Source organism: Streptomyces sp. NPDC088116 (assembly GCF_044741745.1).
GTDB lineage: Bacteria > Actinomycetota > Actinomycetes > Streptomycetales > Streptomycetaceae > Streptomyces.
Genome location: NZ_JBIUTF010000004.1, coordinates 451,848 through 474,880, shown reverse-complemented (window position 1 = coordinate 474,880; position 23,033 = coordinate 451,848). Strand labels below are relative to the sequence as shown.

Annotated in this window: 16 protein-coding genes; 8 read left to right on the top strand and 8 right to left on the bottom strand. The window is 69.0% G+C overall.

The window, feature by feature from the left end; all coding sequences use genetic code 11:
- Positions 1–5: 5 nt before the first annotated feature.
- The 4 genes from ACIOJD_RS19015 to ACIOJD_RS19000 all read right to left on the bottom strand — a co-directional run bounded on the left by ACIOJD_RS19015 (position 6) and on the right by ACIOJD_RS19000 (position 4,686).
- Positions 6–1,409 (bottom strand): MFS transporter, encoded by a 1,404-nt coding sequence (locus ACIOJD_RS19015; protein ID WP_401914787.1) that lies wholly within the window; start codon positions 1,407–1,409, stop codon positions 6–8.
- A 64-nt stretch (positions 1,410–1,473) separates the two neighbouring features.
- Positions 1,474–1,944, bottom strand: coding sequence for a transposase (locus ACIOJD_RS19010; RefSeq protein ID WP_401914784.1), 471 nt, complete (start codon positions 1,942–1,944; stop codon positions 1,474–1,476).
- Between the two features lie 398 nt (positions 1,945–2,342).
- Positions 2,343–3,992 (bottom strand): trypsin-like serine protease, encoded by a 1,650-nt coding sequence (locus ACIOJD_RS19005; RefSeq protein WP_401914782.1) that lies wholly within the window; start codon positions 3,990–3,992, stop codon positions 2,343–2,345.
- A 223-nt stretch (positions 3,993–4,215) separates the two neighbouring features.
- Positions 4,216–4,686: a hypothetical protein gene (locus ACIOJD_RS19000; protein ID WP_401914779.1), complete on the bottom strand. Its 471-nt coding sequence runs from the start codon at positions 4,684–4,686 to the stop codon at positions 4,216–4,218.
- 456 nt (positions 4,687–5,142) lie between these two features.
- On the opposite strand from ACIOJD_RS19000, the gene ACIOJD_RS18995 reads away from it, so the two are divergent.
- From ACIOJD_RS18995 to ACIOJD_RS18970, 6 genes are all read left to right on the top strand, one after another.
- Positions 5,143–8,721, top strand: coding sequence for an ALF repeat-containing protein (locus tag ACIOJD_RS18995; protein ID WP_401914776.1), 3,579 nt, complete (start codon positions 5,143–5,145; stop codon positions 8,719–8,721).
- An 8-nt stretch (positions 8,722–8,729) separates the two neighbouring features.
- The gene (locus ACIOJD_RS18990; RefSeq protein ID WP_401914774.1) at positions 8,730–9,053 is read left to right on the top strand and encodes a hypothetical protein; all 324 of its coding nucleotides are present in this window, start codon (positions 8,730–8,732) and stop codon (positions 9,051–9,053) included.
- 358 nt (positions 9,054–9,411) lie between these two features.
- Positions 9,412–9,963, top strand: a complete 552-nt coding sequence (locus tag ACIOJD_RS18985; RefSeq protein WP_401914772.1) for a hypothetical protein — start codon at positions 9,412–9,414, stop codon at positions 9,961–9,963.
- A gap of 286 nt (positions 9,964–10,249) precedes the next feature.
- Positions 10,250–10,504 (top strand): hypothetical protein, encoded by a 255-nt coding sequence (locus tag ACIOJD_RS18980; protein WP_401914769.1) that lies wholly within the window; start codon positions 10,250–10,252, stop codon positions 10,502–10,504.
- Between the two features lie 309 nt (positions 10,505–10,813).
- On the top strand, positions 10,814–11,893 hold the full coding sequence (rsgA, locus tag ACIOJD_RS18975) for a ribosome small subunit-dependent GTPase A (RefSeq protein WP_401914767.1): 1,080 nt from the start codon (positions 10,814–10,816) through the stop codon (positions 11,891–11,893).
- Positions 11,894–12,048: 155 nt separating this feature from the next.
- Positions 12,049–13,626, top strand: a complete 1,578-nt coding sequence (locus ACIOJD_RS18970; RefSeq protein WP_401915540.1) for a DNA-3-methyladenine glycosylase 2 family protein — start codon at positions 12,049–12,051, stop codon at positions 13,624–13,626.
- A 5-nt stretch (positions 13,627–13,631) separates the two neighbouring features.
- On the opposite strand, the gene ACIOJD_RS18965 is transcribed toward ACIOJD_RS18970, so the two are convergent.
- The 3 genes from ACIOJD_RS18965 to ACIOJD_RS18955 form a co-directional block, all read right to left on the bottom strand.
- On the bottom strand, positions 13,632–13,997 hold the full coding sequence (locus ACIOJD_RS18965) for a PPOX class F420-dependent oxidoreductase (RefSeq protein WP_401914765.1): 366 nt from the start codon (positions 13,995–13,997) through the stop codon (positions 13,632–13,634).
- A gap of 76 nt (positions 13,998–14,073) precedes the next feature.
- Positions 14,074–14,556 carry a DUF456 domain-containing protein gene (locus ACIOJD_RS18960; RefSeq protein WP_401914762.1) on the bottom strand — a complete coding sequence of 161 codons (483 nt, stop codon included), beginning with the start codon at positions 14,554–14,556 and terminating at the stop codon, positions 14,074–14,076.
- 87 nt (positions 14,557–14,643) lie between these two features.
- Positions 14,644–15,636: a helix-turn-helix domain-containing protein gene (locus tag ACIOJD_RS18955; RefSeq protein WP_401914760.1), complete on the bottom strand. Its 993-nt coding sequence runs from the start codon at positions 15,634–15,636 to the stop codon at positions 14,644–14,646.
- A 368-nt stretch (positions 15,637–16,004) separates the two neighbouring features.
- Between ACIOJD_RS18955 and ACIOJD_RS18950 the strand changes: the two genes are divergently transcribed.
- Together ACIOJD_RS18950 and ACIOJD_RS18945 are read left to right on the top strand one after the other, a co-directional pair.
- Positions 16,005–17,531 carry a protein phosphatase 2C domain-containing protein gene (locus ACIOJD_RS18950; RefSeq protein WP_401914758.1) on the top strand — a complete coding sequence of 509 codons (1,527 nt, stop codon included), beginning with the start codon at positions 16,005–16,007 and terminating at the stop codon, positions 17,529–17,531.
- A 110-nt stretch (positions 17,532–17,641) separates the two neighbouring features.
- On the top strand, positions 17,642–19,384 hold the full coding sequence (locus tag ACIOJD_RS18945; protein ID WP_401914757.1) for a pyruvate dehydrogenase: 1,743 nt from the start codon (positions 17,642–17,644) through the stop codon (positions 19,382–19,384).
- Between the two features lie 404 nt (positions 19,385–19,788).
- Here ACIOJD_RS18945 and ACIOJD_RS18940 read toward each other — a convergent pair whose 3' ends face one another.
- Positions 19,789–22,902 carry an alpha-mannosidase gene (locus tag ACIOJD_RS18940; RefSeq protein ID WP_401914755.1) on the bottom strand — a complete coding sequence of 1,038 codons (3,114 nt, stop codon included), beginning with the start codon at positions 22,900–22,902 and terminating at the stop codon, positions 19,789–19,791.
- Between the last annotated feature and the right edge of the window lie 131 nt (positions 22,903–23,033).

Genomic DNA, 23,033 nt, shown 5'->3' with positions numbered 1-23,033 from the left:
ACGCATCAGGCGCTGGGGGTACGGGAGTCGGCGTCGGCCTGTCGCGGCGGGGGCACCCCCGACCAACCGGGATCCGGGTCGACATCCGTCAGATCGCTGTGCCGGGTCTCCCGCGCACACGCGATGGCCACGACTGTGATCAGCGCGGCGGCGATGACATACAGGGCGATCGGCGTCGAGCTGTCGTAGTCGGCGAGCAGCGCCGTCGCGATCAGCGGCGCCGGCGCACCTGCCGCGACCGAGGAGAACTGCGCGCCGATCGACGCACCCGAGTAGCGCATCCGGGTCGCGAACATCTCCGAGAAGAAGGCCGCCTGCGGCGCGTACATCGCACCGTGCAGCACCAGGCCGACCGTGACGGCAAGGATCAGATTGCCGAAGCCCCCGCTGTCGATCAGGGCGAAGAACGGGAACATCCAGGCCCCGACCCCGACCGCGCCGATCACATACACGGGCCTGCGGCCGATACGGTCCGACAGCGCGCCCCATGCGGGGATGACCGCGAAGTGGACGGCGGAGGCGATGAGTACGGCGTTGAGCGCGGTCTGTTTGCTCAGCCCCGCCGAGTTCGTCGCGTACACCAGGATGAACGCGGTGATCACGTAGTAGCTGATGTTCTCCGCCATACGCGCACCCATCGCCACCAGTACGTCCCGCCAGTGGTGTCGCAGTACGGCGACCAGCGGCATCTTCTCGGCCCCGGCCCCGCCGACCGCGGCCTTGCGCTCCGCGGCCTGGGCCAACGCGGCCTTGAAGACCGGGGATTCATCGACGGAGAGCCGGATCCACAGGCCGACGATCACCAGAACGCCGGAGAGCAGGAACGGTATGCGCCATCCCCACGAGACGAACTGGTCGTCCGAAAGCAGCGCGGTCAGCGCCGAGAGCACCCCGGTGGCGAGCAGTTGCCCGGCCGGAGCCCCGGTCTGCGGCCAAGAGGCCCAGAATCCACGCCGCTTGGCGTCCCCGTGTTCCGACACCAGCAGCACGGCCCCGCCCCACTCACCACCGAGTGCGAACCCCTGGATCAGCCGCAGCACGGTCAACAGCACGGGAGCGGCCGTACCGATGGTGGCGTGAGTGGGCAGCAGCCCGATGGCGAACGTCGCCCCACCCATCATCAACAGACTGAGAACCAGCAGCTTCTTACGCCCGAGCCGGTCCCCGTAGTGGCCGAACACCAACGCCCCGAGCGGCCGCGCGGCGAAACCCACGGCATAGGTGAGGAAAGACAGCAACGTCCCGACGAGCGGATCGGCGTCGGGGAAGAACAGCTTGTTGAACACCAGAGCCGCTGCGGATCCGTACAGGAAGAAGTCGTACCACTCGATGGTCGTGCCGATGAGGCTGGCGGCGACGATGCGTTTGAGCGAGCTGGGTGTTGGCGGAGCGGATGCCGAGGCAGCCATGGTCACCACTTCCGGGCGAGTATCTGGGACGATTCCGTGTCGCAACACCGTAGAAACACGCAGGTCAGGAGCACATGTGGTGGGGCACCATAGTTCGCGGGCGAGGTGTGCGCGCGGGACCCATGTGAGCGGCCGCATGCCTGCGCCACCGCCGGGCGTACCGTCGAGGGGGCGCGCTGGCGTTCTTGCCCGGGGTGACCTGCCGGTACCAGCCCGGATACTGGCGAACTTCGTACTGATCCAGGCCACATTCGTTCTTCGTGGCCTGGAAAGAGGTGACGCCCTTCTTGACGAACCCGGTGTCGTCGATGATCAGGACACCGTCTTCGTCGCCGAGACTCCCGGCCACGTATGCCTGCACATCGTTGCGGAGTTCTTCGGCGCCCCAGCACGCGCGGTTCAGCACGCGCTGAAGCCCGTCCGACATGCTGTGACCTGCGAACTCAGCGAGCACCTGCGAACTCAGCGAGCCGCCAGCCGTTTTGCGGCCCACCGGAGACAGCAGGCCGCGCGGATATGTGCCCGCATCCGCCACCGAAGGTCCGCCCGGCTGAACCGCTGTCCCACGAGCAACAGCAGCTCTTCCAGTTCGGCAGCCCACCCGGCCACCAGCTCCATCTCCTGCACAACGCGAACAACACCCCGCCGCGCCGATGGTCACGAACTGCCGCAACCTGACACATCATCGACCCGCTGTACTCGAAAAGCGGCCCCTGACCAGCGACAACAGCGAACTACCGCTGGAGTGCTGAGTAGCGCTCGACGCCGGCCGACTTCCCCTGCCTGAGGCTGCTACACGCTCCTCCGCCGGTGGTGGCAGAACTGGCTGGTCAAGGAGTTCCATGACCAGTTGCGACGGCTCCGTATCGCGGAGGGCGACAGGCGGAACCGACCGCAGGTGTCACCGGTTTGCAGTCGGTGAAGGCCAACCTGTCAGCTGGTGCTGCCGGTGATGGCGGCCATGGTGGGTGTTCCGGGGTAGCCGGTGGGTTCGTCGGCGGCGTCCCATGTTCCGTCGGTGTGCCGCAGGGCGTGTTTGATCCTTCCGTCCGTGGTGACGATGACGGTCTGGAATTCGCCGTTCACCGCGGCGGCGTCCACACTGACGGCGGGTTGGTGGGGGCCCAGTTTTCCGCTGAGGTTTCCGAAGGCGCTCCAGCTTCCGTTGCTTGCTCGGATCGCGTGCTTGATGTCACCGGTGGGGCTGGAGAGCGCGATCTGAAGGTCGCCTCCGATGCCGGCGAAGGCCATTCCATTGATCGAGTCGAGTCCGGTGGGCAGGTTGCTGACGCGGCCCCAGGACTCGCTCCACGTGCCGTCCGTGTGCCGGATGGCGTGGTAGGCCTTGTTGTCGGCGACGACGCCGACTTGGGTCTCACCGCCTGATGTCTGTGCGGTAGTGACCTGGGTGGCGTTGCCCAGTGTGCCGAGTTTGGCGGTGACGTCTCCCCACTTGCCCCACTTCTCGTCGGGGTCCTGGATGGTGTGGTAGATCCGGCCGCCCGCCAGGCCGATCAGAGCCAGACCCTTGCCGGTGGAGGTCACTGCCACTCGCGTCAGCCCGGCCTTGGCGCCGATTTCCGGGGTGATGTCGCGGAATGCTTCCCAGCCGCCGGTGGCTCGTCGGTTGGCCTGGTACAGGTGTCCGTCGCCGCCCAGGGCGAACACATAGTTCTTGCCCGAGATCGCGGCGTCGGCGGCGAACTTCACGTCCTCGATGGTGCCGGCGACTTTTTGCACGTCGCCGAAGCCTGTCCAGTCGCCGTTGCTGTCCCGCATCGCGTGGTAGAGACCGCTGCTCGTCTTGGTCACCAGCTGCAGCTTCCAGGCGTTCAGCGTGGAGGCGGTGGACTCCCTGATCCACGTCCGGATGTCATCGACACGGCTGGCCACCGCTCCGGTGCGTGCCTCGTCGGATCCGAGACAACCGCCCTGCCACGAGGTACTGGCGACGGCGACAAGCTCCAGGCGGCCGTCCTTCTCCCGGAAGGCGGGCGCGCCGGTGTCGCCTTTGCAGACCGGGGTGCCGTCGATGCTGACGGCGGTGTCCTGGACCGGGCCGGTGGTGAAGGCCGCGGTGTGGAGACGGTTGGGGATCCAGGTGTCCTTGGTACGGCCGTAGCCGGCACCTTTGAGTACCTCCCCCTCAGCGGGGCCGGTGGTCGAGGGGCGCAGGGGCGCGATGCCGTAGACCGGAGTGGCGAGCTTGGCCAGCACCAGGTCCCGGTCCTGACGGGGTACCAGGTCGATGATCTGCCGCACCTCACCGGCGGTGCTGGTGAGGTCGGTTCGTCCGATGGTGGCGGTCGATTTGCGCGCGGGCGCACCGGCAGGGAGGGAAGAAGCCTGGGCAGGGTCATCGACGAAGCAGCTTGCTGCGCTGAGAAGCCACTGGTTGTTGATGAGGGTGCCGGAGCAGGCGCGTACGCCTCCGACGTCGATCTTCGCCGTGAATCCGTAGGTGCCGTCTGTGGCGGTATCACCTGCCACGGCCTGTGCGGACGGGCCGCTGAGAACACCGGCGGCGACAACTGCCGCGAGAAGCGCGGCGGTCCGCGCCGGACGCGGACGTCTGCTGATCATGGAGTGGGTTCCTTCATGCGGTAGTGAAAGGGCCGTGGGCGGGCAGCGCGGTTCCGGCTCCGGCTCGCAGAGGCTGGGCTGCGGGCTGGATCGGGGTGGCGGGGTGCAGGGCATGTTCTGCCGAACACTTCGGTGAGCGCCCTGTCTTGGTATGCGGCCCTGTCTTGGTATGCGCTGCCGGGCGGAGTCGAGAGGGCCAGGGCTGGCTTGGGCCAGGAGTTGGCTACCCGGTGACGCGGATTTCGACGAGGACGGACTGGGCGCCGCCGGGGGTGCCTTCACCAACACTCTTGAAATCGTCCTTGGGTACTACGACGGTTTCAGTCCTGCCCCCGGCGGTGAGGTCCGCACTGATGGGGTGGTCCGTCGTCTCCAGGCCGAAGACCCGCGGGAGTTCGAGTGTGACGTAGCCCGTTCTGGCAGTGGCCTGGAAGCAGTAGATCTCATCCCTGTTGGCGGCGGGGTCCTTGACGGTCAGGACCCTGATCTGACTGGCTGACCGGTCACAGTCCACCAGAAGGATGCGGCCGTCCCCCTTCTTCAGCTTGATGCCCCTGGTTGCCTCGATGCTCGTGGCGCCGGGGTACGAGTAGTCCTCGACTGCCGTGGGCGGCGCTTCGTCATCCGCGATCCGCGTAGAAGAATCGGCGGCAAAAGCGAGCGGAATGCCGACGAGCACTGCAAGAGTACTCATTCCGAGAATGGCAAATTTACGGGTACGAGAAGCCACCGAAATTTCCTTTCAGGCATGGCGCCTGCGCATCCAAAGGCCCCCACCCCTGTGTAATCAACGTGTAAAGATGCTGACGGAACATATCTCGACCGTGACGCACCGTCAATGTGATCAAGGTCACCGAATCGCTTCGAAATGTCCGGCATGGCCTCTTACTTCATGAAGTGTGGTCATGCTTGGCGGCGATCAATGCCCTTCTGAATCGGCCAACTTGGCTGCTTTTGTCAGCCGGGCGGTCGGGTGGGTGGTTGATTGCTGGGTGAAAGTCATTGGTTTACGCACCCTCAGGGGTCGAGGCACAAAATGTGATGCTCCTGTAAAGGATCAACCGTTATGCTCTCGTCGCCGATAAATGGCACGCCAAGTTGTTAGTCGATGAGATGAGTGTCTGTGAACCGAAGAAAAATTGGTGGCGCCGTGGAGAGGGTCTTACGTGCGATACGCGCGCTGGGCCTGATCGTGCTGCCCCTGGCGCTGATTGTGGGCCTGCTGGGCTCCACCCCCGCCGCGGCGGATGAACTCCGCCCGGACACCGGGCAGATCGCTGCCCTGGCCGAGGCGACCCCGACCGATCGTGGCCGGGTCGTCGACTACTGGATGGCAGGCGGCCCTGGCGTCAAAGCGGCTGCTGAGGCAGCACTGATCGGCAGCGACGCCGACGCGCAGGCCTTCCTCGCGTCCGTGGACGACTTGGCTTTCCAGGACGAACGAGTGAGCGCCGCGCAGCTTGCCAGTGTTGGCGGCACGGAGTTGCTGACTGCTGCCCGTACGGCTCTCGCGGGAACTCAGGAGGACCTGGAGAGCTTTCTCAGCTGGGGCTGGGAAGAGCCGATGGAGCAGGACCAGCGGGTTCAAGTCGCCCGGATCATCAGCACGGGTGGGCCCATCGTGCGGGACGCCGGGCGGGCCGCGCTGAACGGTACGACGGACGATGTCAAGAAGTTCCTCCGAGAGGGGCAGTACACCCAGCGTGAGCAGGACGAGCGGGTGCAGCTCGTCCAGATCATCAGCGTGGGTGGCACCAATGTGAGGGCGGCCGGACGTATCGCGCTGAACGGCAGTGCCGAGGACATCCGGGAGTTCCTGGAGGTCGGCCAGTTCGTCGCGCGTGACAAGGACCAGGAGCACGCCACTGTCGCCCAGCTCGCGGAGCAGGCGAAGGAAGCGGGCAGACAGGCTGCCAAGGAGACCGAGTCCGCCAAGGCTGAGTCCGCCAAGGCGATTGAGGCCGCGCAGCTCGCCAAGGAAGCGGCGCTGAAGGCCGCGTCCGAGGCCGAGGCCGCCAAGGATGACACCGACAAGGCCGCACGCGCCGCCGGTCGGGCGGCCAAGGCCGCGTCCCAGGGCGCCGCTGCCGCGCAGAAGGCGGTCGACGCGTCCCGCGCCGCGAACAACTCGGCGCGCGTCGCCGCGAATGCCGCCTCCCAGGCGGCTGCCGCTGCGGCCGGCGCTTCCCAGGCAGCGTCCCGTGCCCGCAGTGCGGCCGCTGATGCGGCGGTGGACGCGAACAACGCGGACGCCGCGCGCAAGGCTGCCGAGAACGCCCGCAACGCCGCCAAGGGTGCCAACCTCGCTGCTGACGCCGCCGACCAGGCGTCCAAGGCAGCTACCGCCGCCGGAGACGCCGCCCGCTCCGCCGTAGGCGCGGGCGCCAACGCGAACCTCGCCGCCAACGCCGCGATCGAGGCGAGCAACTACGCGGGCCAGTCCAGCGAGGCAGCCGCCGAGGCGCGTGCCGCCGCCGCGGCCACCAAACGTCACGCCGCCGAAGCCAACCGCGCCGCATCTGCCGCCGAAGCCCTGGCCCGCAAGGCAGCCACAGCTGCGGGCGAGGCACGCGACTTCGCCCGGTCGGCCGCGACGCACGCCAACAACGCGGCCAAGGCCGCCGATGATGCGGCAGAGCACGCGGGCGATGCAGCCACGGCAGCCGACAAGTCAAGCGATCACGCCGATGCCGCCACCGGGGCCGCGAAAACAGCGGCAGACTCCGTGCTCAAGGCCCAGCGGATCTACACGCTCGCGCGCGAGGTGGAGGCCGAAGAACTGCTGGGCCGGACCAATGCCGGAATCGAGCGGGCCAGGGACCAGAAGGCGGCCGACGCCGCCAGGACCGCCGGGCTGGCCAAGCTGCAGCAGGCGGTCAAGGACCGGGAGGCCGAACGGGACCGCCTGGTGACCGAGGCCGCCAAGCCCGGAGCCGATCTCAAGGCCGTCGCCGATGAGGGCCGCAAGCTGGCCGTGTTGGTGATGAAGAACGGCACGGCATGGGGCCGCGCCGCGGCCGAAGCTGCCCTGGCCGGCCCCGACGAGGTCGTCATCGACTACCTGCGCAACGGCTGGAAGACCGCCAAGGAGCAGGACGACCGCTCGTATGTCGAGCGCCTCGCCGAGGAGAGCGAGGCCAAAGAGGTCCGTGATGCGGCCGAGGCCGCGCTCGACGGCGATGCCGCCGCCATCACCGACTTCATCGACGACGGTCAGTACCAAGTCGCGTCGCAGGGCCTGCGCGTCGCTATCGCGCAGACCCTCTCCGACGCCGGACCGATCCTCACCGACGCGGGCAAGAAGGCCCTGGCCACCGGCGACCCCAAGAAGTACAGCGAGTTCCTGGGCACGACGCAGTACACCGCGCGAACGCAGGACGAACGGGTCAGAGCGGCTCAGCTGATCTCCACCGGTGGCCCCGAGGTGAAGTCGGCGGCCCGGATCGCCCTGGAAGGCGCCCCGCAGACGCTGCACGCTTTCATTGTCTCCGGCCAGTACAAAGCGCAGAGAAAGGACAACCTCACAGCCACCCACGTGGCGCAGGTCCAGAAGCTGATTGCGGACGCGGCCAAGGTCGCGGCCACCGCGCAGCAGAATGCCGCGACCGCCCAGAAGGTCGCAGCACTCGCCCGTAAAGCGGCCGCCGAGGCCAACGACTGGGCGAACAAGGCCAGTGCTTCGGCAACCGAGGCACAGGGGCACGCTGCCAAGGCGGCTCAGTACGCCAAGGACGCCGAAGCATCCGCGGCCAGCGCCGCTGCGTCCGCCAAAACAGCTCGCAACGCCGCGAACAGCGCCAACGTCGCCGCGGACGACGCGGCGAGGTCGGCCGCCGACGCCACGCTCTCCTCGGAAATGGCCCAGGCTTCGGCATCCAGCGCCTGGTACTCCGCCGATCAGGCGCGGCAGTCGGCGATCGCCGCGGGCGAGGACGCGGAAGCCGCGCTCAAGGCGGCCACCGAAGCCTTCACCATCACCGTCAAGAAGCTGAAGGAAGAGGAAGAGGCCCGCCGCAAGGCCGCGGTCGCGGCCAAGGAGAAGGCGCAGAACGACCCCGGGGCACGCGCCCGGGAGGTGTACCGCTGCGGCCAGGCATACATCCCCTGCGACCCGCAAGGCTTCGCCCGCTGGTGTACGCACAACGACATCTACTGCGACATCCTCGCCCAAGGGGACGAGTTCAAAGACGCCATGGACCAACTGTGGGACGGCGCCAAGGAACTCGCGGGCCTCGGCCAGCTCGAGGAGTGCATGGAAACAAAGGACTTCGAGCACTGCTCCGGTCTGGCAGCGGACGTCCTCATCAGTGCCAAACTGAAGGCGCTGGACAAGGCGTTCGACGCCCTGAAGCTGCTGAAGCGCGGATGCAAGATCGCTAGCAGGTCGGACGGACGGCCCCTGGCCGCCCGCGCCGACATCCCTTGCGGGGCGCACAATGTTCCCGGATTCCCACGGGCCGCCGAGAAGATCACGAACGGCCCAGGTGACTGTAAGACGTGTGCCGAGAGGATCCGCGCCAGTCTCAACGGAGGTGAGACCGTCAGATTCGGGCCCGCGGGCAATTTCTTCGGCAACTACCGTGGTCAGGAAACCATGAAGTGGACCCACCACTACGTCGTGGTTTTCAACGGACGGGTCTACGACGCCTTCACCCCGAGAGGCGGCGAGACTATCGCCGAATACAAGGCCAAGTGGGACTACGGAGACATGATCAACTTCGGTTTCTGAGGAGACCCGTGAAAGACAAAGATTTCATCGAGCAAGTCCGTGCCAGACCAGGACTCTTCGGCCTACATGGCTCCTACTATCCGACTGTCACGTTCCTTGTCGGGTTCGACCTGGGCCGCTCTGGCGGAATGCTTCGAGGGTTCACCGAGTGGCTGGTCATTAGGAAGGGCGAGGAGACCAGTCTCAACTGGATTGCACTTGTCCTTGAGGAGGCGTTCCCTGGTGCGGAGATCCGGCACTGGGGGTCACTGGACAAGAAGCAGGAGCAGCAGGCCGTCGACTGCCTGTTCTCGCTTCTGCTCGAATTCCTGGGCGAACAGGACGATGCCTAGCGCAAAGTGGTGAGGACGGCAGAGAGGGAAGGGGGCACCACCGGTGATTCGGTGGTGCCCTCCCGCTAGCGGCTTTCTTGGAGGGGAAGTCCGTCCTCGCACGGGCCATGAGGTAGGGCCCGGTACCGAAAAGAAGTAATTTAGGGCCCGGTGCTGGTATGGGTGCGGCCAGTCGTCGGGTGCGGCGGTCCAGGAGGCGAGGTCCATCTCGGTGATGGTCAGTCCGACGTAGGCGGTGACGTTCCAGCCCGCCAGGAAGGCGCGTTCCCAGTTGGATCCAAGTGCCGAATACAGTCACAAGCATGCGCGATCTCCGACTCGGTGGCGGCGCCTGAAGAGCTGCCGTACCTTCTGGCGTATGGGAGAGCGGCGCGACGTCAGCAACGACATCAGCGGGGAGATCGCCGGTTCGGCAGTTCAAGCCCACACGATCAATGGTGGTGTGCACGTACACGGGGCGTTGTCCCGGCAGAGCGTGCCAGGTGCGAGCCCTGACCCTAACTTGACCGGCTTTGCTCGGGAGTTCGCACGGGCCTATCTCGACGTCGAAGAGGAGCGGGCCGCCGAGCGAGCCGCAGAAGCGCAGCGAGTGGCGGAACTTGCGCGAGCAGCCGCCGCCGCGCGAGCGGCAGAGGCATTACGGAGGGAGCAGGAGGAGGCCAGGAGGAGGCAAGAGGCGCAGCGGAGGAAGGCGGCGGCAGAGGAGAAGCGGCAGCGGGAGCGCGACACGCTTCTGGGGGCGGCCATCCTTGTTGTGCTGGGTATCGTGCTCGCCTACAACCTGCTTAGCTGGATCTTCGGGGATCGATTGGTTGCGACTGTGGTCGTGGCCGTGGGCACGGCCCTTTTGTTGCTGCTGTGGGTGCGGAATGCGTGGCGAAGGGAACAGGGCGACACCCCGGGCCGGTAGCGGCACAGCAGATCTCTGCTGACTTGTCCGGGGTCTTCGGGCAGTGCAGCTGGCCCTGCGTGAGTGGACGGCGAAGTACAGACCGTTATGAGCTGGATCGACCATCAGACCGTACGACGTTGACCAGCAAAAACCGGACCGCCGAGCATCATCAGAACCCACCCGTCATGATCTCGCGAGCCCTTGTAACGCGTAGGTCTGGGGTCGAATCTCGAAGGCGTATCCAAGCTTCGCCGTGTCACTACTGGAGACCACGCGGTGGCGGATGCCGTGGCTCGAGGTTCGGATGGACTTCCGGCTGGCCGATATGCCCGAGGCGGGGTCGTTCTTTCTGACTTCTTCCTCGTGGGATCTGGCCGAATCGCTCACTGGCCTGGCCGGTGTACTCGATGGCGTGGGTGGTGCGGCTCTGTGTCAGCTCCGTCTTGAGCTGGTGGAGTTCGCGACATTGTCCGGTACGCAGGTCAGTTACCGGAGGCCGGTGGTCGAGGTCGAGGGGCGGGCGGTTGCCGGGCCGCGTGGGTTCGCTCTTGCCGCGTGACTCCTCGCTTCGGTGAGTCCGGGGTAAATGCCTCGCGGTGGTGTGCGGGGTCCGGTTAGGGTGGGCGTCGTCCCGAGCGACGGCCGTAACGTGCCGCTGTGGGGCTGGTGTTGGAGCGTTGAGAAGCAGGAGGTGAGGACGTTGATGACGGTCACTGCGCTGGGTGTCGCCCAGGTTCAGAGGTTCATCGTTCCCATCCCTGTGGTCTCCGGCTGACCTTCCTGTTTCACTTCCGCGCCTGTGCGCGCGTGCCGGGGCCACCCTTTGAAGGGTTTCCCCTTGTCTTTCTCTTCTTTTCGGGCTCCAGCCTTGTCGCATCCTCTCGCCGGGTACGGCTGGGACGCTGGCTGGGAGGCCGAGTTCGCCCCGTACGCCGCCCAGGGCCTGTTGCCCGGCCGTGTCGTGCGGGTGGATCGCGGGCTGTGCGATGTCGTCACCCCGGACGGCACCGTGCGGGCCGACACGGAGTTCGTCGTGCCGCGTGATCCGATGAAGGTGGTGTGTACGGGGGACTGGGTCGCCGTCGACCCGGAAGGCAGCGAGCCGCGGTATGTGCGGACGCTGCTGCCGCGTCGTACCGCCTTCGTACGTTCGACCTCCTCGAAGCGTTCCGAGGGGCAGATCCTGGCGGCCAATGTCGACCACGCGGTCATCGCGGTCCCGCTTGCGGCCGAACTCGACCTGGGCCGGATCGAACGCTTCCTGGCCCTGGGGTGGGAGAGTGGTGCACTGCCGCTCATCGTGCTCACCAAGGCCGATCTCGTGAGTGATCCCGTCGTGCTCGGTCATCTTGTCGAGGACGTCGGGAGCGCCGCGCCCGGTGTGCAGGTGCTCGCCGTCAGTTCGGAGACGGGGGAGGGCATCGAGGTCCTGTCCGCCGTTCTGTCGGGTGGTACGAGCGTGCTGCTGGGCGTTTCCGGGGCGGGGAAGTCGACCCTCGCCAACGCGCTGTTCGGGGACGAGGCCATGGAAGTGCAGGCCATTCGTGACATCGACGGAAAGGGGCGGCACACCACCACGACCCGCAATCTGCTCGCGCTTCCCGGTGGTGGCGTACTCATCGACACCCCCGGGCTGCGGGGTGTCGGGCTGTGGGACGCGGAGGCCGGCGTCGGGCAGGTCTTCTCGGAGATCGAGGGATTCGCCGAGGAGTGCCGCTTCCACGACTGTGCCCACGAGTCGGAGCCGGGGTGTGCGGTGCTCGCCGCGGTGGAGTACGGATCGCTGCCCGTGCGCCGGTTGGAGAGCTATCGCAAGCTGTTGCGGGAGAACCGGCGCATCGTCGCCAAGACCGACGCCCGGCTGCGCAGCGAGATCCGGCGTGACTGGAAGCGCAAGGGCGCCGAGGGGCGTGCGGCCCTGGAGGCCAAGCGGGGGCGTGTGCGGTAGGGGCGGGCCCGGAAAAATGGCTCTCTGAGGCGCCGACAGCCGGTGGGCCGGGTACGGCCCACCGGTACCGGCCAACCCGTACCCGTACCCGTACGAAGATCGTGTCCGAAATCCGCGAGTGCGACGGTCCGCGCTGCCGCACACTGGGACTCGTGATGGACGAGGAGACCAGATACGAAGCGGTCACCAGCCGCGACGCGCGGTTCGACGGTGCGTTCTTCTTCGCCGTCGAGACCACCGGCATCTACTGCCGGCCGAGCTGCCCCGCGGTGACCCCGAAGCGGAAGAACGTACGGTTCTATCCGACCGCGGCCGCCGCCCAGGGCCAGGGCTTCCGGGCCTGCCGCCGGTGCAGGCCGGACGCCGTCCCCGGGTCGGCGGAGTGGAACGTACGCGCCGATGTCGTCGGCCGTGCGATGCGGATGATCAGCGACGGGATCGTGGACCGGGAGGGGGTCCCCGGGCTGGCCGGGCGCCTCGGTTACAGCACCCGGCAAGTACAGCGCCAGCTCAACGCCGAGCTGGGCGCTGGGCCCGTCGCGCTCGCCCGCGCCCAGCGGGCGCACACGGCCCGGGTGCTGCTCCAGACGACCGGACTGCCGGTCACGGAGATCGCGTTCGCGGCGGGGTTCGCGAGCGTGCGCCAGTTCAACGACACGATCCGGCAGATCTACGCCCGTACCCCCAGCGAGCTGCGGACCGAGTCCGGCACGGGGATGCGAGCGGGCAGGGGAGCGGGTACGGGTACGGGTACGGCGACGAGGACGGGTGTGCGTACGGCGGTGGGTACGGCCGGTTCGGCGGGGGCGGTCGGTACGACGGATACGGCGAGTTCGGTGGGTACGGTGCGAGCGGCGCGCTCCCCGCGCGACCGTGCCTCCGGCGGATCCGCCGGACGCGATACCGGCACCGGACCTGGCGGCGCCACCGACGTGCCCGCCTCCGCCGGGATTCCGCTGCGCCTCGCCTACCGAGGGCCGTACGCCGCACGCGAGGTCTTCGACCTCCTCGCCCGCGAGGTGATCCCGCACGTCGAGGAGGTCACCGGTGAACCGGGCGACCGCACCTACCGCCGCACGCTGCGTCTGCCTCACGGCCCTGGCACCGTAGCCGTCGAAGAGACCCTCCAGGCCGGTGCCGCACGGGCCAGAAGCGGCTGGCTGGAGGCCCGGATCCACCTCACCGACCTGCGCGATCTCACCACCGTCGTCCAGCGGCTGCGCCGCCTCTTCGACCTCGACGCCGACCCGTACGCCGTGGACGAACGCCTCGGCTCCGATCCGCGCCTCGCCCCGCTCGTCCGCGCCCGCCCCGGTCTGCGCTCGCCCGGCGCCGCGGATCCGGAGGAGTACGCGCTGCGCGCGCTCGTCGGATACGCGGCGGCCGGCTCGCTCGTCGAGAGGTACGGGCAGCCGCTGGAGCAGCCCACCGGCGAACTCACCCGGCTGTTCCCGGAGCCGGCGGCGCTGCGCGACGACCCTGTCGTGGGCCCGCTCGCGTCCGCGCTCGCCGACGGGACCGTACGGCTCGATCCCGGAGCCGACCGCGACGAGGCCGAACACGCGCTCCTGGCCGTGCCCGGCGTGACACCCCGGACCGCCGCGCTGATCCGGATGCGGGCCCTCGGCGATCCCGATGTGGCGCCCGAGGGCGAGGAGGACGAGGAGACGTGGCGGCCCTGGCGGTCCTACGCGGTACGGCACCTACGGGCCCGACGCCTCCCGTATGCCTGACACCCTCAGTCGAGGCCCCAACTGTGGATCTTGCGGGGGTGGATACGGATCAGCTCCTCGCTGAAGTGCGGCCCCAGGTCGTGCGGCCCCGTCAGCAGTTCCGCCTCACCCCGGATGTCCACGCCCCGCACCGTCCACGGCTCGGTGCTCACCACGTCGTCGACGACCAGCGCCACCCGCGGATTCGTCTGGAGATTGCGCCACTTCTTCGTCGTCCCCAGAGCGAAACCACCGATCAGGATGGTCCCGTCGTCCTGAGGGAAGAAGCCGACGGGATTCGCCTGCGGCTGGCCCTTGGGATCGACCGTCGCCATCCGTCCCAGCCGCTGTGATCTCAGATATACGCGCTCGGCCTCGCTGAATTCGGTCATGATCCCAGCGTCACACGGCTACGCCGTACACCGCATCGGAAGCGGTGCCGGCCCTGGGCCCGATCCCGTCGATCCCTCAGCCCCAGATCACGGCGCCCAGCCAGGCGCCCACCACCAGCAGGCACGCGAACAGTTCCACCAGCAGCGGGCAGCCCGCCGTGCGCATGACCGTACGGGCCGATGCCCGGCCGTCGCGGTGGCTGCCGAGCCGTACCCGCTCCGCGCCGTAGATCCCGCCGACGAACCCCAGGATCCCGCCCACCACCGGCACCACGAAGAAGCCCACGATCCCGGCGATCCCGCCCACCAGCAGGGTGCGGCGCGGAGTCCCGGTCGCGCGTGTGCGCCGGGGCGGCAGCAGGGGCCTGAGCGCCTGGTTCAGGAGCAGCAGCGCCGTCGCGCCGATCAGGACGGCCCAGGCCAGGCGGGTGGGGGAGGTCAGCGCCCACCAGAGCACCGCGGCCCATACGATCGCCTGCCCCGGTACCCCCGGGACCAGCACGCCGAACAGCCCGAGCAGCAGGACCAGGCCCACCAGCACGAGCTGCCACACGTCCATCTGCCAACTGTGCAGGACCCCGCTCCTTCCCGCAGGTCGCGACCCGGCTCGTATCCCCGGGCCCGCCCCGGGGCATGGGCATCCGCTTCATGTCTGCCGCTCGCGTGCCACCCAGCCCTTCTCGTACGCGTGCCAGCCCAGCTGGAGCCGCGTCGTCACCCCGCCCAGCTCCATCAGTCCCCGTACCCGGCGCTGGACCGTCCGCAGACCCAGGTCCAGTTGTTTGGCCACGCTGGCGTCCGTCATCCCGGCGAGCAGCAATGAGAGGATCTCCAGGTCGGTGGTGTCCGGCCCCGGCAGCTCGCCCTCCGTCACCGTGCCGTCCGTGCCGAGCCGCAGCGGCAGCCCTTCGCGCCATACCGCCTCGAACAGGCCCGTCAGAGAGTCCAGCAGACCGCTGGCATGGACGACCAGGGCGGTGGGTTCGGTCCCGCGGCAGGTCAGAGGGACCATCGCCAGACTGCGGTCGGCGATCACCAGTTTCGTGGGTACCCGCTCGGTCGTCCGGACCCGTTCGTGCCGGCCGAGCACCGTGGCGAGTTCGGTCATGGCGGCGGGCAGCGAGAGCACCTCGCGCTCGATCACCACCCGGTAGGCGACGCCCCGGTCCGCCGCCCGCGCCTCGGCCTCGTGGTCGATCCAGTTCACGGCGGTGGGTTTCGCCGTGACCAGGGCGCGGACCTCCTCGGTGGCGCTCAGCTGGAGTTGGAAGAATCGGTGGGCCACGGCACTCGCGCCCGTCACCACCTCCACCAGATCGTGTACGGCAGGCTCGGTGGCCTCCGCGCGGTACTCCTCGGCGAGCAGTACGGCGGTCAACTCGGCCCGTTCCAGCTCATGGCGGTGCTGGGTGAGCAGCGCGCCCAGCGCGACGGCGGGCGACGCCGCGACCCACCGGCCCGTTCCGGACGAGGACTGCGCGGCCAGACCCTGCCGTTCCAGCCTGCGCAGGGCTTCTTCGGTGTCCGGCTCGGGGAGCGCGAGCCGATGGGCCAGATCCACTACATCCGAGGCTCCGACCGCCACCAGCGCGCGATACGTGGACTCCTGTCTCTCGTCGAGACCTATCGCTCCCAGCATCCTGTTCCTCCCTGAAGCGCCGGTCCCTGACCGCCGGCACGGCCTCTGCGACGCGCCTGTTCGGCGCGCCGAGGCGGGTACCGGCCACGGCGTAAACCCGCCACGCCCATCATCCCCGTACGGCCTGACACTCTGCCAGGGTGGGCGCCATCACAGCAGCAACAGACCCCGGTCATATGCGCCTTCGGTGCTCATGGCCTGGATTTGCCCGGGAGAGCGATGCGTGCGGCTCCGCTTCGGCGTATCCGCCCCCGCGCTGAATCTGTGACGGTTCGCCGGGCGTCCTTCCCGTGGGGGGTGGGGCCGCCCGGCGAACTCATTTTCCGTGAGCGCCGTTTCGTACGCACGGGGCGGTCGACAATAGGAGCATGAGCCAGCAGCGGGAGAGGCCGTCCGGCGACGACTGGTGGAACCGGCTGTACGACGGGTCCGTGCCGGACACCGGCACCGGCGCCACGGCTGCGGGCGACACACTCGACGACCGCTTCGACTCGGCGGTGGACGCGGTCGGACACAGCGCAGGGGACGTGCCGGGGCGCGCGGCAGGCGACATGCCGGGGATCCCGGGCGAGACGCCGGACAAGACGCCGGACAAGACGCCGGACAAGACACCGGACAAGACGCCGGACGAGGCCTCGGGCACGAGTCGGGACACGAAGCCCGACACGGAGCCCGACACGGATGTCGACCTCGATCTCGACCTCGACATGGAGACCCTCGCGGAAGAGGGGATGACGGCGCAGCGCGCTTGGTGGGAGCAGCCGGAACCGCCGGCCGTACCCCCGCCGGCGGTGGTTCCACCGGCCGCGCCGCGCCGCGCGGAGCACCCGGATCCCCGCGTCCCGTACCGCGCGACCCCAGCCCGTGTCCCCGTCACCTCTCCGGGCGGCGGACCACCGGCCTATGACCCCGATCCCACCGCGCTGCCCCCGGCGCACGCCGAGCGCGTGGACGAGATCGTCGCCGACACCGTCCTCGACGGCGCGCGTTACGGGACGTACACCCTGCGAGCCGTGTCCGTACGGGGGGATTCCGCACGCGACCGGGGCGAGCCACGACGGGACGCGCTGCTCACCGCCCGCTTCGGGGAAGGCGCCGACGCGCTCGTCCTCGTCGCCGTGGCGGTCGCCCGCAGCACGCGTGCCACCGGCGGCCCCCGCGCCGCTGTCGACGCCTGTCACTGGATGGGCGGCGCCGTCGGACGCAGCCATGTCCGGCTCTCCGAGGACATACGGGCCGGCCGCAGGGGCGAACTCAGATCGGGGCTGCACCGGCTCACCGACCGGGGTCTCGGCCGGCTCCGCGCCCGCGCCGCCGAACTCGGCGTGGAGCCGCGCGAGTACACCGCGAGCCTGCGCTGCCTCCTGCTCTCCGCCGATCCGGAGTGCCGTACCCGGGTGTTCTTCGGGGTCGGCGAGGGCGGTCTCTTCCGGCTCAGGGACGGCGTCTGGCAGGACCTGGAGCCGCAGCTCCCCGATCCCGCGGCCATCACCGGTGAGCCTGTCGTCGGCTTCGGTTCCCCGCCCGCCGAGACCCCGGAGGGCGAGCGGCTCAGGACGGACCTGGGGATCACGAAACCGCCGTCGCCCGCCGCCGAGGGGCCGGTGCCGCCGCCCGCCGAACCGTTCCGGTTCCGGGCCTCCATCGCCCGGCGGGGTGACACGCTCCTGCTGTGCAGCACCGGTCTCGCCGAGCCGCTGCGCGCCGGGCCTTTCCCGGCACACGGACCGGCACACGGACCGGCGGACGGAAGGCCGTTCGGACTGGCCGGTGAGCTGGCCGACCGCTGGAGCCCCGTGGATCCGCCGGGTTTGACCCAGTATTTGTCGGACACCCAGCTCAAGGTGAAGGGGTACGCCGACGACCGTACGGCCGTCGGCGTCTGGGAGGCGTAACCGCGCCCGGCATGGGTTGATGGACACCGGAGGCCGGACCGGGGCCGGGCCGTGACAGGGCACGGCGCACCGCCCGAGGCCCCACCGGAGAGAAGAAAGGGCGCGCTTCCATGGCCAAGCAGAACGTGGCGGAACAGTTCGTCGACATCCTCGTCAGGGCGGGCGTCCAGCGCCTGTACGGAGTCGTCGGCGACAGTCTCAACCCCGTCGTCGACGCCATCCGCCGTACCCCCGCCATCGACTGGATCCAGGTCAGGCACGAGGAGACCGCCGCCTTCGCGGCCGGCGCCGAGGCCCAGATCACCGGGAAGCTCGCCGCCTGCGCGGGCTCCTGCGGCCCCGGCAATCTGCACCTCATCAACGGTCTGTACGACGCCCACCGCTCCATGGCCCCCGTGCTCGCCCTCGCCTCCCACATCCCGGCCGGCGAGATCGGCCTCAGCTACTTCCAGGAGACCCACCCCGACCGGCTGTTCCAGGAGTGCAGCCACTACAGCGAGATGATCTCCAGCCCGAAGCAGATGCCCCGGCTGCTCCAGACGGCGATCCAGCACGCCGTCGGGCAGAGCGGTGTCAGCGTAGTAACCCTGCCCGGCGACATCGCCTCCGCGCCCGCCCCGGAGAAGGCGGTGGAGCACGCGATGATCACCTCGCGGCCGTCCGTACGCCCCGGGGACGCGGAGATCGAGAAGCTCGCCCGCATGATCGACGAGGCGGAACGTGTCACGCTCTTCTGCGGCAGCGGTACGGCCGGTGCGCACGCCGAGGTGATGGAGTTCGCCGAGCGCGTGAAGTCGCCCGTCGGACACGCCCTGCGCGGCAAGGAATGGATTCAGTACGACAACCCCTTTGACGTCGGCATGAGCGGACTGCTCGGCTACGGCGCCGCCTACGAGGCCACCCACGAGTGCGATCTGCTGCTCCTGCTCGGCACCGACTTCCCGTACAACGCCTTCCTGCCCGACGACGTCAAGATCGCACAGGTCGACATCAGGCCCGAACACCTCGGCCGCCGCTCCAAGCTGGACCTCGCCATCTGGGGCGATGTACGCGAGACGCTCACCTCCCTGACCCCGAGGGTGCGTGCCAAGACGAACCGCCGCTTCCTCGACAAGATGCTCAGGAAACACGCCGACGCGCTGGAGGGCGTGGTCAAGGCGTACACCCGCAAGGTCGAGAAACACACACCGATCCACCCCGAGTACGTCGCCTCCGTCATGGACGAACTCGCCGACGACGACGCCGTGTTCACTGTCGACACCGGCATGTGCAATGTCTGGGCGGCCCGCTATCTCACCCCGAACGGACGCCGCCGTGTCATCGGCTCGTTCAGCCACGGCTCGATGGCCAACGCCCTGCCCCAGGCCATCGGCGCGCAGTTCGTGGACCGGAACCGCCAGGTGATCTCGATGTCCGGGGACGGCGGATTCTCCATGCTGATGGGCGACTTCCTCACCCTCGTCCAGCACGACCTGCCGGTGAAGATCGTCCTCTTCAACAACTCTGCCCTCGGCATGGTCGAGTTGGAGATGATGGTGGCCGGACTGCCGTCGTACGGCACGGCCAACCACAACCCCGACTTCGCGGCGATCGCCCGCGCCGCGGGTGCCTACGGAGTACGGGTGGAGAAGCCCAGGCAGCTCACGGGCGCGCTCAAGGACGCCTTCAAGCACAAGGGCCCCGCCCTGGTGGACGTGGTCACCGACCCGAACGCGCTCTCCATCCCGCCGAAGATCAGAGCGGACATGGTGACGGGCTTCGCCCTCTCGGCCAGCAAGATCGTCCTGGACGGCGGGGTGGGCCGCATGGCCCAACTGGCCCGCTCCAACCTGCGGAACGTACCCCGGCCGTAATTTTGGGGCTCGGTTCGCCTCCGGGGCACTCTCAGCCACAGTCGACGGCCGACCGTGCCCCGGTTTGCTCGTACCTCACAAACCTGCGCGCTCTCCTTCGGCTCACTCGCCACCGGACGACCCCGACCTGGACGTACCCTCACCCACCGATCCGGGGCGGAACCAGCTCAACTCCCGCCGGGCCGCAGGCGGAGATCCGGCGGGAGGGGGACGGGGGTGCAGGAGGTGCGTGTCCGGACACTAAAGCGTGATTTGTGGCGCACACTGACAGCACTTCAAAGACGAGACCCGCACGCGCCGTAAATCATGCCGTCCGGACATGTACCTCCGGAGGCCCCGGCCCCCGTACCCACAACGGCGCGCACCGCACCCCCGAACCCCCGCCGGACGGCGACACCGCCTCCCTACGCCGGCGTAAGCCGCAGCGTAAGGATCTGGAACGGCCGCAGCCGCAACCGCAGCCCCTCCTCACCCGTCTCCGCGTCGTGCAGCGGCCGTTCCAGCAGGTCCGTCACCTGGGCGCCGGTCACCGGGAAACCGACCCGGAGCGTCGCTTCTGCCCGGCCGCCGCCCGATTCGTAGAGCCGTACGACGACATCCCCACCGCGGTCGTCGGCGAGCTTGACCGACTCCACGGTGACGGCCGGAGAGTCGACGGTGACCAGTGGCAACTGCTCGGGCGCGGGAGCCACGCGCAGCGGCAGATTGAGCGCCAGGCCCTCCTGCACCGCCTCCTCCGTCGTAGCGCCGGGCAGCAGCGCGTAGCTGAACCGGTGTGTGCCCAGGTCGGTCTCCGGGTCCGGGCTGTGCGGGGCGCGCAGCAGCGTCAGCCGTACGGTCGTGCCGAGCCCCTCCGGGTGCGGCAGCCGGGTCACATCGTGCCCGTACGTCGAGTCGTTGAGCACCGCGACCCCGTAGCCGGGCTCGGCCACCCGCAGCCAGCGGTGCGCGCAGATCTCGAACCGGGCCGCGTCCCAGCCGGTGTTGTCGTGCGTGGCCCGGTGCACATGCCCGAACTGGATCTCGGCGGTGGACCGTTCGGCGTGTACGTCGAGGGGGAACGCGGCTTTGAGGACCTTCTCCGACTCCTGCCAGTCGACCTCGTTCACCACATCGATTCGGCGGCTGTCGGCGGTGAGCCGGATCTCCTGCGTGATCCGCGACGCCCCGAACGTACGCACCACCCGCACCGCCGCCCGCAGCGGCCCCGTCTCGATCAGCTCGACGGAGTCGGCGGCGGTGAGGTCGGTGTGCCGGCGCCGGTAGTGCCGGTCGATGTCCCAGGCGTCCCACTGATTGGGGTGGTCGGGATGCAGTTGCAGCAGATTGCCCCGGCTGCCGGGCGCCAGCACCTCACGGCCACCGGCGGCGAGGTCGCGTACGGAGGACAGCAGCCCGTCCGCGTCGACGACGACCTCCAGCAGCTGGTTGCGCAGCGTGAAGGCTCCGCCCTCCGAGGCAGACGACGCGGCCGACACGGGGGACGGCGCCAGCGAAGTGAACGTGCCCGGCGCCAGCGCCCGTACCAGCGCGGGAGCCAGCACCCGGCCGTCGGCCAGCGGCTGCGTCCCGACGGTCTCCGCCACGTCCGAGGCACGAGCGACGACGACATCGCGACGCGGGTAGGGGGACGCGTTCCACACCCCCACGGCGTCACCGCCCGAGGAAGGGCTCAGCACCGCCAGCGCGTCAGCGACGATGCCCTCCAGCTCCTCCCGTACCAGCTCGTACGTCGCACGGGCCTCCCGGTGCACCCAGGCGATCGAGGAACCGGGCAGGATGTCGTGGAACTGGTGCAGCAGCACCGTCTTCCAGATCCGGTCCAGGTCCTCGTACGGATAGCTGTACGAAGCCGAGCGCAGCGCCGCGGCCGTCGCCCACAACTCGGCCTCCCGCAGCAGGTGTTCGCCGCGCCGGTTGCCCTGCTTGGTCTTCGCCTGCGTGGTGTACGTCGCCCGGTGCAGCTCCAGATACATCTCGCCCGACCAGACCGGGGCCTGTGCCCCGTACTCCTCCTGGGCCGCCGCGAAGAAGGCCGAGGGCCGCTCGACCTCGACCCGGGGAGAGCCTTCGAGCGACTTCAGGCGCCGTGCCCGCTCCAGCATCTCCCGGGTGGGACCCCCGCCGCCGTCGCCCCAGCCGAACGGCACCAGCGACCGGGACGCCCGCCCCTTCTCGGCGAAGTTCTTTTCCGCGTGGGCGAGTTCGCCTGCGTGCAGCTCGGAGTTGTACGTGTCGACCGGCGGGAAGTGAGTGAAGACCCGGGAGCCGTCGATGCCCTCCCACCAGAACGTGTGGTGCGGCATCTTGTTGGACTGGTTCCAGGAGAGCTTCTGGGTGAGGAACCACTTCACCCCGGCGAGCTTCGCCAATTGCGGGAAGGCCGCCGTGTATCCGAAGGAGTCCGGCAGCCAGATCTCGTCGGTGTCCACGCCCAGCTCCTCCAGGAAGAAGCGCTTGCCGTGCGTGATCTGCCGGGCCAGTGCCTCGCCGCCCGGCATGTTGGCGTCCGACTCCACCCACATCGAACCCACCGGGTCCCACGTGCCGTCCGCCACCGCCTTCTTGATGCGCTCCCAGATGTGCGGCTGGTTGTCGCGCACCCAGGCGTACTGCTGCGCCTGCGAGCAGGCGAAGACCAGCTCCGGGTAGTCGGCCGCGAGCGCCGTCACATTGGCGAAGGTCCGGGACGCCTTCCGTACGGTCTCGCGCAGCGGCCACAGCCAGGCCGAGTCGATATGGGCGTGCCCCGTCGCCGAGATGCGGTGCGCGCTCGGGGACGCGGGACGGGACAGCGCGTCGGCCAGCTCGCTCCGGGCGGCGGCCGCCGTGCCCGCCACGTCGTGCAGATCGAGCGCGTCCAGCATGTTCTCCAGGGCGCGCAGGATCTCGTGGCGCCGCGAGCGGTCCGTGGGCAGCTCGCACATCAGCTGCGAGAGGACCTCGATGTCCAGGATCAGATGCCAGACCTCCTCGTCCAGGACGGCCAGTTCGGCGGACGCGAAGCGGTAGAGCGGGCGGTCCGGCGCGGTCAGTACGTCGCCGAGCGGCGTCGGTGTCCCGCCTTGCGGTACGGCGGGATTGGCGGCGGCCTCCAGCAGCAGCCGGACGGACTCACCGCCGGCCGCCGGCGCGGCGACCGGGATGTACCGGTTGCGCGGATGGATGCCCTTGAGGGGGACGCCCACCGAGTCGTATACCAGTCCCTCGGCCTGGAAGCCGGGGCCCGTACCGGTGAATCCGGGGTCGATGACCGCCTCGACCCGGCGCCCGGCCCACCCGTCGGGGACCACACCCTCCAGCCGGAACCAGCTGGTGGACCAGGGCGCGCCCCATTCCGTGCCCGTCTCGAACGGTTGGTAGGTGCCCTGGAGCGCCTGCTCCACCGGCACCGGTTCACCGGGCGCGTGCCAGACGGCGAGGGTGAGCGGCTCCCGGTCCGCGTACTGCGCCGGGCGGATGAACTGGCGCAGTGCGCGTTCCAGGCGCCCTTCCACCTGAGTGCGGTCGTCATGCATCGAGGCTCCTCGGTTCGGCCGGCGCGGTCGGTCGGTCGGTCGGTATGCGTTCGCCCTCCCTCACTTCCCCGGGCGGGCCCCGCGCATCCGCCTCCTGTGGCGAAGAGGTGACGACGGGGTGACGAACGCCA

Excerpts from the sequence above, each read along its gene's own strand:
- ACIOJD_RS18945 (WP_401914757.1), top strand. The coding sequence starts at position 17,642 with ATGGCCAAGCAGAACGTGGCGGAACAGTTCGTCGACATCCTCGTCAGG.
- ACIOJD_RS18985 (WP_401914772.1), top strand. The coding sequence starts at position 9,412 with ATGGGAGAGCGGCGCGACGTCAGCAACGACATCAGCGGGGAGATCGCC.
- ACIOJD_RS19000 (WP_401914779.1), bottom strand. The coding sequence starts at position 4,686 with ATGAGTACTCTTGCAGTGCTCGTCGGCATTCCGCTCGCTTTTGCCGCC.
- ACIOJD_RS18980 (WP_401914769.1), top strand. The coding sequence starts at position 10,250 with ATGGACTTCCGGCTGGCCGATATGCCCGAGGCGGGGTCGTTCTTTCTG.
- ACIOJD_RS18950 (WP_401914758.1), top strand. The coding sequence starts at position 16,005 with ATGAGCCAGCAGCGGGAGAGGCCGTCCGGCGACGACTGGTGGAACCGG.
- ACIOJD_RS18940 (WP_401914755.1), bottom strand. The coding sequence starts at position 22,902 with ATGCATGACGACCGCACTCAGGTGGAAGGGCGCCTGGAACGCGCACTG.
- ACIOJD_RS19005 (WP_401914782.1), bottom strand. The coding sequence starts at position 3,992 with ATGATCAGCAGACGTCCGCGTCCGGCGCGGACCGCCGCGCTTCTCGCG.
- ACIOJD_RS18970 (WP_401915540.1), top strand. The coding sequence starts at position 12,049 with ATGGACGAGGAGACCAGATACGAAGCGGTCACCAGCCGCGACGCGCGG.
- ACIOJD_RS18965 (WP_401914765.1), bottom strand. The coding sequence starts at position 13,997 with ATGACCGAATTCAGCGAGGCCGAGCGCGTATATCTGAGATCACAGCGG.
- ACIOJD_RS18960 (WP_401914762.1), bottom strand. The coding sequence starts at position 14,556 with ATGGACGTGTGGCAGCTCGTGCTGGTGGGCCTGGTCCTGCTGCTCGGG.
- ACIOJD_RS18955 (WP_401914760.1), bottom strand. The coding sequence starts at position 15,636 with ATGCTGGGAGCGATAGGTCTCGACGAGAGACAGGAGTCCACGTATCGC.
- ACIOJD_RS19015 (WP_401914787.1), bottom strand. The coding sequence starts at position 1,409 with ATGGCTGCCTCGGCATCCGCTCCGCCAACACCCAGCTCGCTCAAACGC.